Genomic DNA, 13,046 nt, shown 5'->3' with positions numbered 1-13,046 from the left:
CGGTAGGGCAATGCGCGTCGCGGTGGTGGCCGGACCCGATCCCGGGCATGCCTTCCCGGCCATCGCGTTGTGCCTTCGCTTCCTGGCCAGCGGCGACGCGCCGACGCTGCTGACCGGCAAACAGTGGCTGGACACCGCGCGCGCCGCCGGGGTGGATGCCGTGGAGCTGCTCGGGCTGGACCCGACCGATCTGGACGACGACGCCGACGCCGGTGCCAAGATCAACCAGCGCGCGGCGCGCATGGCGGTGCAGAACGCCCCGCAGGTGCGGGCGCTGGCGCCGGATCTGGTGGTGTCGGACGCGATCACCGTCGCCGGCGGGTTCTGCGCCGAACTGCTGGGGCTGCCGTGGATCGAGTTGAACCCTCACCCGCTGTACCGGCCGTCGAAGGGCCTGCCGCCGGTGGGCAGCGGGCTGGCGCCCGGGGTGGGGGTCAGCGGCCGGGTGCGCGACGCGGTGATGCGTGCGCTGAGCAACCGGTCGTGGCGCAAAGGGCTACGGCAGCGGGCGGCGGCACGCCTCGAAATCGGTTTGCCCGCAGAGGATTCCGGGCCGCTGCGACGGCTCATCGCAACCCTGCCGGCGTTGGAGGTGCCGCGTCCCGATTGGCCCGCCGAGGCGGTGGTGGTGGGTCCGCTGCACTTCGAGCCGACCTCCGAGGTCCTGACGGTTCCGCCCGGCTCGGGCCCGGTGGTGGTCGTCGCGCCGTCCACCGCGACGACGGGCACCCGCGGCCTGGCCGAGGTGGCGCTGCAGGCGCTGACGCCGGGGGAGACGCTGCCGCAGGGGGCGCGCGTGGTGGTGTCGCGGCTGGCGGGGCCCGACGCGCCGGTGCCGCCGTGGGCGGCCGTCGGCTTGGGCCGCCAGGACGAACTCCTGAGGCAGGCCGACCTGGTCATCTGCGGCGGCGGTCACGGCATGGTGTCCAAGGCGCTGCTGGCCGGGGTGCCGCTGGTGCTGGTGCCCGGCGGTGGTGATCAGTGGGAGATCGCCAATCGTGTTGTGCGACAAGGCAGCGGCCAGCTGGTCCGGCCGTTGACCGCGGAGGCGCTGGCATCGGCGGCCACCGAGGTGCTGTCATCGCCGCGGTATCGGGATGCCGCGCGCCGCGCCGGTTCCTCGATCTCCGGCGTGGAGGATCCGGTACGCGTGTGCCATAACGCGCTGACGTAGGTTGGACCCGTGCGGTTGACGGAATTCCACGAGCTGGTCGAGCAACAGTTCGGCCCCGTCCGGGGCGCGTCGATCATCGTCGACCACGTGCTCAGCGGGCTGGGTGGACGCACCGCCGTGCAGGCCATCGAGGACGGCATCGACCCACGGGAGGTCTGGCGCGCGCTGTGCGCGGACTTCGACGTCCCGCGAGATCAGTGGTGACGGGGACTGCAACGAGTGTGCGGATTCATCCGCGTGCCTCGGCGTGTCGCGGATGAAACCGCGCAATCGGCCTTGCTACCCGGACTCCTTGCGGCCCTCGTACGGCGGCACCTCCGGCTCGACATCGCGCGGGGGTTCGTTGGTGAAGCTCGTTTCGAAGTCGGGTTTCTCGTCGCTTCCGTAGGTGGGAACGGACTCGTCACCCTGGTATTCACCCGACGGACGATCGGCGGGTCCTCCCGACGGCACATCCGAACCGGTGTCTCGTGATCCCTTGTCCTCCGGCTCTGTCATGACCATTACTCCTCACCCTTCGCCGCGTGGGCTGCGGCGATGCTTGTGCCGGCTGAATCTAGCCGCGACGCCCCAGCACCAGCGCTGTTTGCCGGTGCAACCGGCCGAAGTTGTAGTACGCGGCGCAGGCGCCCTCGGCAGACACCATGCAGGTGCCTATCGGGGTCTCCGGTGTGCACGCCGTGCCGAACACCTTGCACTCCCACGGCTTGATCACGCCTTTGAGGACCTCGCCGCACTGGCACGCCTTGGGGTCGGCGACCCGCACGCCGGGCATCTCGAACATCGCCTCGGCGTCGAACTGCGCGTAGTCACGGTGAATCTTCAGCGCGCTCTGGGAGATGAACCCCAGGCCGCGCCACTCGAAGTGCGGACGCAGCTCGAACGTCTCGGCCATCAGCTTCAACGCCTGCGTGTTGCCTTCGGGGCGCACCACCCGGGTGTACTGGTTCTCCACCTCGCACCGCCCCTCCCGGATCTGCTGCAGCAGCATGTGCACCGAGGCGAGGATGTCCAGCGGCTCGAACCCGGCGACCACGATCGGCTTGCCGTACACCTCGGGCACGAAGCGATACGGGCGCAGACCCACCACCGTCGACACGTGACCCGGCCCGAGAAACCCCGACAGCCGCAGATCGGGCGACTCGAGGATGGCTTTGATCGGCGGAACGATCGTGACGTGGTTACAGAACACGCTGAAGTTCGTCACGCCCAGCGCGCGGGCGCGCACCAGCGTCACCGCGGTCGACGGCGCGGTGGTCTCAAAACCGACGGCGAAGAACACCACGTGACGGTCGGGATTGTCGACGGCCACCTTGAGTGCGTCGAGGGGGGAGTAGACGAACCGCACGTCGGCGCCGCGCGCCTTGGCCGCGATCAGGGTGCCGTCGGATCCCGGCACGCGCATCATGTCGCCGAACGTCGTGAAGATGATGCCGGGCTGTTCGGCCAGCCACATCGCGTCGTCGATCCGGCCCATCGGGATCACACACACCGGACATCCCGGCCCGTGCACCAGCTCGACGGATTCGGGCAGCAGGTGCTCGATGCCGTGCCGGTAGATGGTGTGGGTGTGCCCGCCGCACACCTCCATGAACTTGAACTCGTCACCCGCGGCGAGCTCGGTGATCGATTTGACCAGAGCGCGGGCCGCCGCCGGGTCCCGGAATTCGTCGACGAACCTCATATCAAGCCTCCCAACCGATCTCGGACGAAGTGAACGCTTCGATCTCGGTCACGTAGTCGGCACCCATCTTCTGCACCTGGTCGAGGGTGATCTCGGCCTCACGTTCGTCGATCTTGGCCATCGCGAACCCGACGTGTACCAGCACCCAGTCACCGACGCGCAGGTTGTCGTCGGCCAGCAGCCGCACGCTGATGTTGCGGCGCACGCCGTTGACATCGACCTTGGCCAGGGACTGCTCGGCGTCGACGATGTCGACCACCTGGCCGGGAATGCCCAGGCACATCAGTCTCTCCCTCCGGTTGTCGGTTCAGCAGATTCGCGGCAGCGGGTCGCCGACGAGCATGTCGACGATCCGGCTGCCGCCGAAAGATGTTCGCAGCGCCACGATTCCGGGTGGTTGGGGAACGATCTCGCCGACGACGGCGGCGTCGGCTCCCCGGGGATGGGCCCGCAGTGCGGAGACGGCCGCCTCCGCTTCCGCGGCGGCGACGACGGCGACGAACTTGCCCTCGTTGGCCACATACAGCGGATCGATGCCGAGCAGGTCGCAGGCGCCGAGCACCTGCGGCGCCACGGGAATCGCGTCCTCGTCGAGGATCAGCGCGAACGGCCGGTCCTTGACCAACTCGTTGGCCACGGTGCCGACGCCGCCGCGGGTGGCGTCGCGCATCCACCGGGTCGACGGCGCCGCCGCCAGCAGGATCTCCACCAGTTCGTGCACCGGCGCCGTGTCGGAGGCGATGTCGGCGTCGATGGCCAGATCGCCGCGGGCGAGCATGACCGCCATGCCGTGTTCACCGATGGTCCCCGAGAGCAGCACGCGGTCACCGGGTTGCACGAGATCTCGGGAAAGCCTTCTGTCCTCGGGGATCACACCGACCCCGGCCGTACAGACGTAGACGCCGTCGGCGGCGCCCCTGCCGACCACCTTGGTGTCACCGGTGACGATCTGCACACCGGCAGCCGTGGCCGCGTCGCTCATGTCGGCGACGATCTCGCGCAGTTCGGCGATCGGGAAGCCCTCTTCGATGACGAAGGCCGCCGACAGCCACTGCGGTCGCGCGCCCGATACCGCGAGATCGTTGATCGTTCCGTGTACGGCGACGTGACCGATCGAGCCGCCCGGAAAGCGCCGCGGCGAAACGACATACGAGTCGGTGGAGAACGCCATCCGCTCACCCGATGCGCTACGCAGCGTGGCCGCGTCACCGAGTTGTTCGAGTTCGGCGTTGCGGAACGCCTCGAGGAACACCGCGTCGACCAGCGTCGCCGACGACTTGCCGCCTGCGCCGTGTGCGAGCGTCACGACGTCGTCGAGCAGGCGGGGCCGTCGCTGCCGCTGTCGGTCGATGCGTTCCAGCGCGCGGTCTTCGCGCTCCGCGGCGCTTGCTGCCCTGTCGACTGTTCCGGTCATGTCGAGTGCGCTCCATTGCGGGGACGGGCCATGTGTTCCTGGGCGACGGACCAGAGGCGGTAGCCGAGCATGGCGTGGCTCTCCTGGATGCGGTGGATGCTCTGCGAGCGCACCGTGAAGCAGTAGTCCAGATCCTCGGCGTCGGCCATCCGTCCGCCGTCGTGGCCGGAGAATCCGACGGTCAGCAGGCCGCGCTGCTTGGCCTCGGTGATGGCGGTCATCAAATCCTCCGAATTGCCCGACGTGGACAGCGCGATCGCGATGTCCTGGCTGCGGGCGTGGGCGATGATCTGGCGCTTGAAGATCAGCTCGAAGCCGACGTCGTTGCCGAGCGCGGTGACCACGGCGTTGTCGGCGGCAAGGGACCACGCGGCGACCGGACGTCCCCGGGCCGGCCGGCTGAACAGCGACGCCAGCGTCGCGGCGTCGGTGGAGCTGCCACCGTTTCCGAAGGTGTAGAGCCGCCCGCCGCGGCGGAATCGGTCGGCCATCTCGGTGCCCGCCGCGGTCAGTGCAGCGCCGTACTCGTCGAGCGAGGCGCGTTGCAGCCGGGCGCTTTCGGCGGCCTTGCCGCGCGCCGAGGCGCTCAGATCGTCGAGCAGGCTGGTGGCGTCGGTCTCTTCGGATTCGATGAACGGATACAGGAAGCCGGTGCTTTCGGGCTCTGTCATCGGTTCACCTCCTGGCCGATGTCGAGGCGGGAGATGGCCGCCCCGGCGTGGACGAGCACGAGGTCGTTGACCGCGACACCACCGAGCAGGGTGACGTCCGCCCATTCCTCGCCCTGGGCGGTGCGCACGAGAGCCGGATCGGTTGCGGTGCTGGGTTCGAGCAGCACCTCGCCGACCCGGCCCTGGTCGCTGCACGTGATGCAGACGTCGTCGGTGCACTCGGCGGATCTCAGCAGCCCGGGATGCTCGAAGCAGACGTGGGTCAGTTCCCAGAGCAGGTGATACATCAACACGAACGTCCCGGTGGCCGGGAGCATCGGATCCTCGGAGTCGATCCACAGAATGTGGTCGGCGGCACCGGCTTTCGGGCGTGGACCGGATCCGATCCACAGGGTCAGCACGCCCCACGCCTCGGCGCGGCGCATCGCGTCGACGACGGCGGGTTCGCTGGCGGACGCGACCGCGATCAGCAGGTCACCGGGTCGGCTGGCCACCCGGGCCTGCGCCACCGGATCGGGTTCGACGAGCGCGACCGACGGTAGCGCACGCTTGCCCATGATCACCGGATGGACGAACTCGACGGCGACGTGATGAGCGTGCGGCTCCCACTGCGGGGAGATGACCCAGAGAGTGGCGCCCTGGTGGAATCGCCGGGCCATGTCCAGCGCGGCCGCCGCGAGGTCGGCGGACAGTTCGGCGTCGATGTAGGACCCGCCCGGTCGCGCGGTGACGGTCATCGATCAACCCCCCTTTTCCACAAGTGAATTGACGAGGTTCAGCGTGGTGCGGGTAGCGTCTTCCAGCGCCGCGCATTCGGTGTCGGTCAGGGTTGCGCACACCCAGTCCCAGTGCGCCGAGACGACGGTGCCGGGCAGCGGCGCGGAGGTCAGCGACACGTCACGCTTCGCCCAGTGCACGGTCTCGGCCTGCGGGTCGCCGAGCACCAGGCCGCCGTCGTCGAACCGCAGGGGACGGGAGGAGATCACCGCGCGCTGGTCGTCGACGGATTCGACGGTGCCCCACCGGATGCGGCAGCTCTGCATGACGGACACGGCGGTGCTCGCGTCGCGGCCGAGGAAACGCACCCAGGGGTAGACCACGAAGACGTGGAAGCTGTGGTGCGCCAGCACGTCCGCGCTGGGAGAGATTACGTCGAGCAGGCCGGTGATCTGGCCCGCGAACGCCGAACGCAGCCGGGAGAGCAGTTCGGACGGGTCCACCTTGTCCAGCGCTGGACCGCCCACCCAGTAGCTCTCGACCACCGTGTCATCGAGCGCATCGGAGCCGACCACGTCGGCGATGGCCCGCAGATACGGCCAGGCGCCGTCGAACTCGGCGGCGCGCGAGGCCAGCCCGGAGGTGCCGCCCCCGTCTGCCGGACCGCAGTAGCCCAGTTCGTTCGGCGGGTAGGCGTACCGACCGAACAGCGTCTGGCCCGTCGTCAACCCAGTCATCCGCAGTTACCCACCAGCAACTGACCCAGCGCGATGCCGCCGTCGTTCGGCGGCACCCGGTGATGGGTGATGGCCTCGAAACCGTTGTCCTGCAGTCCCTGCAGCGCAAGCCGCAACAGGGTCGGGTTCTGGAACACCCCGCCCGACAACACCACCGTCGGCGATGCCTCCCGGTGGGCGCACGCGATACGCACGATCACCTCCGCGACGGCGCGGTGGAACCGGGCGCCGATGATCCCGGCGCTCACCCCGGCACGCCGGTCGCCCACCACCGCCCGAAGCACCGGCGCCGCATCGATCACGCCGTCGGTCAGGGCGAACGTGTAAGACCCTGTGCCGCAGTCTGCGCCGCGAGACAGCCCTTCCAGCTCGATCGCCGCCTGTGCCTCGTAGGCGACCACCTGGCGCACCCCGGCCAGCGCCGACACCGCGTCGAACAGGCGACCGAAGCTGGAAGTGGAGACGCAACCGAAGCCGGTGTCGAGCTGACGGGCCAGCACTTCGCGTTCGTCGAGCGGACACGCGGCGACGGGTTCCAGTTCGTCATCCCAGGCGATGCCGGCGGCCCACAGGTGGGCGAGCGCCATGCGGTACGGGCGCCGCACGCTGACGTCGCCGCCCGCCATGGGCACGTATTTGAGGTGGGCGAGGCGTTGGACGCCCTTGTAGCCGGCGAGCAGTACCTCTCCGCCCCACACCGCGCCGTCGGTGCCGTAACCCGTTCCGTCGAACGCGAAGCCGAGCACCTGTGCGGAATCGTCGAGGCCGTGTTCGGCCATCACCGCGGCGATGTGCGCGTGATGGTGTTGGACGGTGCGGACGGGCCGGTGCCCGGCGTTGCGGTCGGCCCACTGCGTCGACCGGTACAGCGGGTGCGCGTCGGCGACCAGCACCTGCGGTGTGACCGCGGTGAGCGCCTGCAGGTGCCGCCGGGCCGCATCGAACACCGAGACCGTCGCCAGGACGTCCATGTCGCCGATGTGCTGGCTGAGCCAGGCGTACTTGCCGTCGGCGACCGCGATCGTGTTCTTGAGGTCGGCGCCGACAGCCAGGGTGGGCGGTACCGGCACGGGCAATGCGATCGGCAGCGGGGCATATCCGCGGGAGCGCCGGATCGGCACCTCCCGGCCCGCCACCGCGCGGATGACGGAGTCGTCGCACGGCACCAGGATCGCGCGGTCGTGCATCAGCCACCCGTCGGCGAGGTGCGCGAGCCGGTCGAGCGCGTCCTCGTCGGCGAAGCAGATCGGCTCTCCGGCCAGGTTGCCGGAGGTCATCACCAGCACGGCCGGTCCGGGCGGGTCGCCGGCCAGCCCGAACAGCAACGGGTGCAACGGCGCGTAGGCGAGCAGCACACCCAGGTCCGGGTTGTGCGGCGCGACGGCCTCGGCAACGGGCGCGCCGACCCGCCGCGGCATCAGCACGATCGGGCGCTGCGGACCCGACAGCAGCCGCGCCGACGCGTCGTCCACCTCGGCGATATCCCGGGTGGTGGCCATGTCGGGCACCATGACGGCGAACGGCTTGTCCCCGCGGCGTTTCCGTAACCGCAGGTCGGCGACCGCGCGGCCGTTGCCCGCGTCGCAGGCTAGGTGGTAGCCGCCGATGCCCTTGACCGCCAGCACACCGCCGTCGCGCAGCAGTTCGCGGGCGGCGCGCAGCCCGGCCTCGCCGTTCGACGGCCTGCCGGATGCGTCCCGGTAGGTCAGCGTGGGCCCGCAGTCCGGGCAGCTGATCGGTTGGGCGTGAAACCTGCGGTCGTCGGGATCGTGGTATTCGCGGGCACATTCAGCGCACATCTCGAACGCGGCCATCGTGGTGGATGCGCGGTCGTACGGCAGCGAGCCGATGATGGTGAAGCGGGGTCCGCAGTTGGTGCAGTTGATGAACGGGTGCCGGTAGCGCCGGTCGGCGGGGTCGGCCTGCTCGGCGGCGCACTGCGCGCACATGGCGACGTCAGGTGATGTCAGGGTCCGGCCGCCGTCGCTGCGCGACGTGTCGGAGATGACGAACCCGGTGCCGCCGACCAGCGCCACCGGCCTGGTTTCGACGGATTCGATCACCGCCAGCGGGGGCGGCCGGTCACGCAGCCGGCGCAGGAAGTTCTCGACGTCGTCGGCGTCGCCCTCGACTTCGATGACCGCGCCGGAGCTGTCGTTGCGCACACAGCCGGACAGGTTCAGCGCCGCCGCGCACGAGTACACGAACGGCCGGAAGCCCACCCCCTGCACCACGCCGTGCACGTCGACACGCAACCTCACCCTGCCCGTCATGGCGGATCCTCGGTGTCCTGCCCCCGGCCCATCAGCTGCAGGCCCGACATCGCCGCGTCCGCACCGGCCTTGTCGGTCTTCTCGACGACGAAGCCCATGTGGATGATCACCCAGTCGCCGGGGTGAAACGTCTCCTCCGGCAGCATCCCGACGTTGACCTTGCGCTGCTCGCCTGCGACGTCGACGAGGGCCAGTTGATCGCCGTAGCCGGCCAGCATGTGCACGACCTGTCCCGGTATTCCGAGGCACATGGTTCAGCCTCCCCTCACGGCGGAGCGCGCGGAGAGGTCGGCGACCGCGTCGATCACGGCCTGTATAGCGCCGGGAACGGCGGCCTCGACCGCGTCGGACAGGCCGATGCCCTCCTCGAGGCTGGCTGCCTCGCAGCCGATCACCACCGTGTCGGGCGGGGTGCCGCCCAACGCGGTCAGGGTGGCGAACACCGCCTGCGGATCCATCGCGTGCCCATCCAGACCCGAAGCGGCGGTGAGGCTTTCGTGGTCGGCGGCAAAGACGTGCAACGTACCGGGCGCACCTCGGCTCGGAATGGCGTCGACGAGCACCAGGGCGGCACATCCGTCCAGCAGGTCATACGCCAGGTGCACGCCGCGGATTCCGTAGTCGACGATGCGAACTCCCGGCGCTGCGACGTGCTCGGGAACACGGCGGATCACCTCGGAGCCGAACCCGTCGTCGCCGAGGAAGATGTTGCCGATCCCGGCAACCAATATCCCCAGGGGCGCCGACACCTGGTTACATCCGGCGCATCTTGAGGTAGCGCTGTGCATCTGGGATCGACCTGATGCCCAGCACGACCGCGACGAGCACGACGGCGGCGGCGAGACCGACGGCGACCCAACCCACTACTTCCATCTCGGACTCCCTTCGAGCGGTTCGACTTCATCGGGGGCGAAGTACAGGGACCGGCCGTACCAGTCGTGCATGTCGGCGGCCGGATCGTCGTCCAGCACGACGCCGATGTGCTGAGCGCCGTCGACGTCCTCGTGCACCGAGGTGACATGCGCGATCCGGTTGGCGTAGAACAGATCCTGTGCGTCGGCCCGACGCGACGGCCGCAGCCGTACCCGGCTGCCGCGCGCCACCGGTACGCCGTTCACCAGCACCGCATCTGTTTCCGGGCGCACAGCGGTATCGGCTGACGGGTCCCACCAGTTCACGCCCGCGGGCACCTCGGGAACCAGGTCGGCATGCGGATCACGCAGCACGCCATGCAGATTCAGCATCGCCTCGGGCGACATCGAGTCGCAGCGGTCGATGATCTGGGCGGCCAGCGGATCGGTGGCGCGGGCTTGCGCCTTTTCCTCATCGGTCATCGTCATGACCCGAAGCGTGAGGATCTCGTCGATCTCGGTGGAGTCGTAGAGCGCGCCGGCGCTCTGTTCGGCGATCTGCGGATGGTCGTAGAGGATGATCGGCGACGCGAGCATGAGATGCCCGCTGCCCGGAGGTCCGGCGAGCACCGGAAAGCACCGGTGCTGACGCAGCCGCGCCACCGCGTCGGCGGCCGCATCGGGCGGGTCCAGCAACGAGATGAACTCGCCGCCGCTGACCTCGATGAGCAGGTGCGTGCCGATCAGTGAGGTGGCGATGGCCTGGTCCTTGTCGGCGACGGGAGTTGCGGTGTTGCGTACGTCGAACGTGAGCCGCAGCAAGTCACCATCGGGCTCGGCGGATATCGAGAGCAGACCGCGCAGCTGCTGCCGGGTGCGGACGAGCCGGCCGCCGTGCACGACCTCCACCTCATGTCCTGCGGGCACCGAGATCTCGACGGTTCGGGGCAGGCTGGGGGCGGGGACGCGGTCGATGGGGATTTCGCGCTCGACGGCCTCGTCCCAGCGCAGCCACGTCTGGGCGCCCGCGTCGAGTTCCTCGACCGGCGCGAAACGGCCGTCACCGAGATCACGTTCGGGGCCGCGGTGTTGCAGCTGCAGGAAACGGACCGCCCCCGATATCCACGGCAGCCCGTGTGGGCGCAGCAGCACCTGGGCGGACAGCGAGCTGTCCTCGCCGATGCCGGTGTCGGCGGCGCGGGGTGGTCCAAGCACGCCGAACTGCCAGCGTGACTGGTTCTTTCGCGAGCCGGCCCGATACGGGTAGAGCAGGTAGCCCTCGTAGAGCACCGCATCGGCGACGGCGCGGGCCTGGCGCCACACCTGTGCCGTGTCAGTGCTCACCGTGCACTCCTCGCCGAATCCTGCGCCAGTAGGGAGGTGATCGCGTCGTCGAGCCCGAGCAGTCCGCGCGCGGCGCGATAGGCGGCCAGCGCCTCGATGGTGTCGTGGTTTAGCCGCAGCCATCCGGTGTTGGGGAAGTGCTGGCGCATCAGGTCGTGCCACACGGTCACCGGCATGTCGTAGCGCTCGTCGCGGTCCCACGGCACCTGGTGGACCACGAACCCGCGGTTGCCCGCGGTGAAAACCGTTCCGCTGAACAGGAACTGAAGCGGGACGGCGCCCTCGTGCAGCGCGTGTAGGTACTTGGCGGCCACCACTTCGAAGTCATACGTGCAGTAAATCGGCAACTGTATCTGGGTGGTGCCGGTGAAGCCCGGCACCATGGCGGTGGCGTGCTGCCACAGGAAGGTGTGCTGGCTGGCGGGCCACTGCTCTCGCGGCCCGAACAGCTCCACGACCCCGGCGGCTTCCTCGTCGTCGTACGGGCGACGCGACGGGTCGATGCGCACCTGGCATTTCAGCGCGATCGCATGCACCGGTTCTTCGGCGATGCACGCGATGCCGATGCGCGCCATCAGGATCGGTGTCACCGAGTAGGGCTCCGGCGCGACGTCGAGGACGGCGAAGCTGACGTCATTCATGTCCGCGCCACCCGCCGGCTGCGAGCATCGAGCAGGTCGAAGAACTCGTCGACGTAGGAGCGGACGTCCTGCCCGCCGTCGAAACCGCGCCACAACATGCGCAGCCGACCGACGAACTCGTAGCAGGCATCGATCGGCAGCAGATAGGCGCGCGGCGCGCCGTCGTCTGCGGGTACTCGCACCAACAGCGCCTCGGTGTCTTCGGCGGGCATGTCGACCCGGGGGTCGGTGGCTCGCAGCTCGTTCCAGGCCTGCAGATCCAACTCCGATTCGGTGGCGCCGGCCGGTCCGGGATAGAACGCCACCGTGCGGCCCATCGCCGAATTGCGGAAGAAGAACGCGAGACCGACCGGGATCTGCAGGGCCTCCCACAGCGGCCGCTCCAGCAGGAAGTCTTCGAACGCCAGGTAGCGGTCCGGAACGGCGCGGTAGCGAAGTTCGGCCTCGGTGTCGGTGAACAGCAGATAGCAGCCGCGGCAGACGCACATCAGCTGTCGGCCTTCCATGTTCACCACATGCTGGTGTTCATCGGCGATGGGTTCCGCGCACATCTCGCAGCGTTCGCCTGCCTGCTGCCGGGTCGGGCGCCCGGCGCGGATGCGGGCCAGGACATCGGTGACGCTGCCGGTGCCGTCCATCACGCCACCCCCTGCGGCGCGGCCATCGACAGCACACCGTCACGCACCAGCACCGGTACCGGCTCCAGGTAGGCGTCGCCGCCGACGCCCGCACCGGCGTGCACGACGTCGAAACCGGCGCCGCACACCGGGCACTTCAGCACGGCGCCGGCAAGGCGGGCACCTGCCAACGTGGTTGTGCAACTGGGACATCGGTCCCGGTAGGCGTAGATGTTTGCGCCGAACCGGCAGACCAGTACGGTCGCGCCCGCCACCAGGAACCCACCGACTTCGCCGTCGGACAGTTCGGCCAGCTCGGGCACCGGCTGCCACGCGGTCGGCTGGCGCAGCCGGCTGGTCAGAGCCTCGGCCGGAATGACCTCCCGATCGGGATCTCCCGCTGCGGCAACGACTTCGATCGAGCACACCTCCGGTGCCGCCGCGCGCACGGCGTCCTCGATGGCCAATTCCAGCGTGACCGCGGAGGAGGGGCAACTCTTGCAGCTGCCCCGCAACTGCAGTCGCACCGTGTGGCCGTCCACGCCCGCGTCGATTCCGAGCAGTGCGACGTCCCCGCCGTGCGAACCCAGGTAGGGCCGCACGCCGTCCAGCGCCTGGGCCACCCGGTGTTCCACACCGTGCGGGTGTAACCCGTGCACCAACAACAGGCTGGCGATGAGGTCGTCGGCCGCGAACCGGTCGGCGAGTTCCGGACTGGCGACCGTCACCGCGTCCATCATCCGCTCGAACGCGGCCCCGTAGAGGTCGGTGACCTCACGAACCAACTGCTCGGCGCGTTCTCGCGCCGCCGCACCGCCCGAAGCCGCTGCGTCAAGCAGGGTTTGGATACGATCGCCCGCCGTGCGCCACTGCGCGTCGTCCTGGATTCCGTCCGGGCCTGGCAGTGTCGGCGGGGCCATGTC

General features: G+C 69.5%; 17 protein-coding genes. 2 read left to right on the top strand and 15 right to left on the bottom strand.

From position 1 onward, the window contains the following. Positions 1-10 precede the first annotated feature (10 nt). A complete protein-coding gene (locus G6N28_RS00875) occupies positions 11-1,174 on the top strand; it encodes a glycosyltransferase (RefSeq protein ID WP_163896606.1) in 1,164 nt (387 codons plus the stop codon). 9 nt (positions 1,175-1,183) lie between these two features. Next, on the top strand, positions 1,184-1,378 hold the full coding sequence (locus G6N28_RS00870) for a DUF3046 domain-containing protein (protein WP_163896605.1): 195 nt from the start codon (positions 1,184-1,186) through the stop codon (positions 1,376-1,378). A 75-nt stretch (positions 1,379-1,453) separates the two neighbouring features. Here G6N28_RS00870 and G6N28_RS00865 read toward each other — a convergent pair whose 3' ends face one another. Genes G6N28_RS00865 through G6N28_RS00800 form a run of 15 tightly spaced genes read right to left on the bottom strand, consistent with a single transcriptional unit; the run spans position 1,454 to position 13,043 of the window. Further along, complete coding sequence (locus tag G6N28_RS00865) at positions 1,454-1,672, bottom strand: hypothetical protein (RefSeq protein WP_163896463.1); 219 nt, start codon at positions 1,670-1,672, stop codon at positions 1,454-1,456. Between the two features lie 58 nt (positions 1,673-1,730). Continuing rightward, positions 1,731-2,858: a hydrogenase formation protein HypD gene (gene hypD / locus G6N28_RS00860; protein WP_163896604.1), complete on the bottom strand. Its 1,128-nt coding sequence runs from the start codon at positions 2,856-2,858 to the stop codon at positions 1,731-1,733. Between the two features lies 1 nt (position 2,859). Then, positions 2,860-3,141: a HypC/HybG/HupF family hydrogenase formation chaperone gene (locus G6N28_RS00855; RefSeq protein ID WP_046753221.1), complete on the bottom strand. Its 282-nt coding sequence runs from the start codon at positions 3,139-3,141 to the stop codon at positions 2,860-2,862. A 24-nt stretch (positions 3,142-3,165) separates the two neighbouring features. After that, the gene (gene hypE / locus G6N28_RS00850; protein WP_163896603.1) at positions 3,166-4,272 is read right to left on the bottom strand and encodes a hydrogenase expression/formation protein HypE; all 1,107 of its coding nucleotides are present in this window, start codon (positions 4,270-4,272) and stop codon (positions 3,166-3,168) included. Then, positions 4,269-4,943 carry a D-sedoheptulose-7-phosphate isomerase gene (locus tag G6N28_RS00845; protein ID WP_163896602.1) on the bottom strand — a complete coding sequence of 225 codons (675 nt, stop codon included), beginning with the start codon at positions 4,941-4,943 and terminating at the stop codon, positions 4,269-4,271. Before G6N28_RS00845 ends, hypE begins: the two co-directional genes overlap by 4 nt. Next, positions 4,940-5,680, bottom strand: a complete 741-nt coding sequence (locus tag G6N28_RS00840) for a hydrogenase assembly protein HupF (RefSeq protein WP_163896601.1) — start codon at positions 5,678-5,680, stop codon at positions 4,940-4,942. Before G6N28_RS00840 ends, G6N28_RS00845 begins: the two co-directional genes overlap by 4 nt. A 3-nt stretch (positions 5,681-5,683) precedes the next feature. Then, entirely contained in the window at positions 5,684-6,397 is a 714-nt protein-coding gene (locus G6N28_RS00835; RefSeq protein WP_163896600.1) for a DUF6390 family protein, read from the bottom strand. Next, positions 6,394-8,670, bottom strand: a complete 2,277-nt coding sequence (gene hypF, locus G6N28_RS00830) for a carbamoyltransferase HypF (RefSeq protein WP_163896599.1) — start codon at positions 8,668-8,670, stop codon at positions 6,394-6,396. Before hypF ends, G6N28_RS00835 begins: the two co-directional genes overlap by 4 nt. Next, positions 8,667-8,921, bottom strand: coding sequence for a HypC/HybG/HupF family hydrogenase formation chaperone (locus G6N28_RS00825; protein ID WP_128107071.1), 255 nt, complete (start codon positions 8,919-8,921; stop codon positions 8,667-8,669). Before G6N28_RS00825 ends, hypF begins: the two co-directional genes overlap by 4 nt. Positions 8,922-8,924: 3 nt before the next feature. After that, positions 8,925-9,419, bottom strand: a complete 495-nt coding sequence (locus G6N28_RS00820; RefSeq protein WP_235674432.1) for a hydrogenase maturation protease — start codon at positions 9,417-9,419, stop codon at positions 8,925-8,927. A gap of 4 nt (positions 9,420-9,423) precedes the next feature. Next, positions 9,424-9,543 carry a DUF6893 family small protein gene (locus tag G6N28_RS27395; protein ID WP_407664936.1) on the bottom strand — a complete coding sequence of 40 codons (120 nt, stop codon included), beginning with the start codon at positions 9,541-9,543 and terminating at the stop codon, positions 9,424-9,426. Continuing rightward, positions 9,534-10,865, bottom strand: coding sequence for a hypothetical protein (locus G6N28_RS00815; protein ID WP_235674431.1), 1,332 nt, complete (start codon positions 10,863-10,865; stop codon positions 9,534-9,536). The genes G6N28_RS27395 and G6N28_RS00815 overlap by 10 nt, the downstream gene beginning before the upstream one ends. Next, the gene (locus tag G6N28_RS00810) at positions 10,862-11,506 is read right to left on the bottom strand and encodes a DUF6084 family protein (protein WP_163896598.1); all 645 of its coding nucleotides are present in this window, start codon (positions 11,504-11,506) and stop codon (positions 10,862-10,864) included. Before G6N28_RS00810 ends, G6N28_RS00815 begins: the two co-directional genes overlap by 4 nt. Next, positions 11,503-12,144, bottom strand: a complete 642-nt coding sequence (locus G6N28_RS00805) for a DUF5947 family protein (protein WP_163896597.1) — start codon at positions 12,142-12,144, stop codon at positions 11,503-11,505. Before G6N28_RS00805 ends, G6N28_RS00810 begins: the two co-directional genes overlap by 4 nt. Beyond that, entirely contained in the window at positions 12,144-13,043 is a 900-nt protein-coding gene (locus G6N28_RS00800) for a NifU-related iron-sulfur-binding protein (protein WP_163896596.1), read from the bottom strand. Before G6N28_RS00800 ends, G6N28_RS00805 begins: the two co-directional genes overlap by 1 nt. Positions 13,044-13,046: the final 3 nt, after the last annotated feature.

Source organism: Mycolicibacterium pulveris, from assembly GCF_010725725.1.
GTDB lineage: Bacteria > Actinomycetota > Actinomycetes > Mycobacteriales > Mycobacteriaceae > Mycobacterium > Mycobacterium pulveris.
Note: the sequence above shows the minus strand (reverse complement) of the source record. Positions and strands in the feature narration are given on the sequence as shown.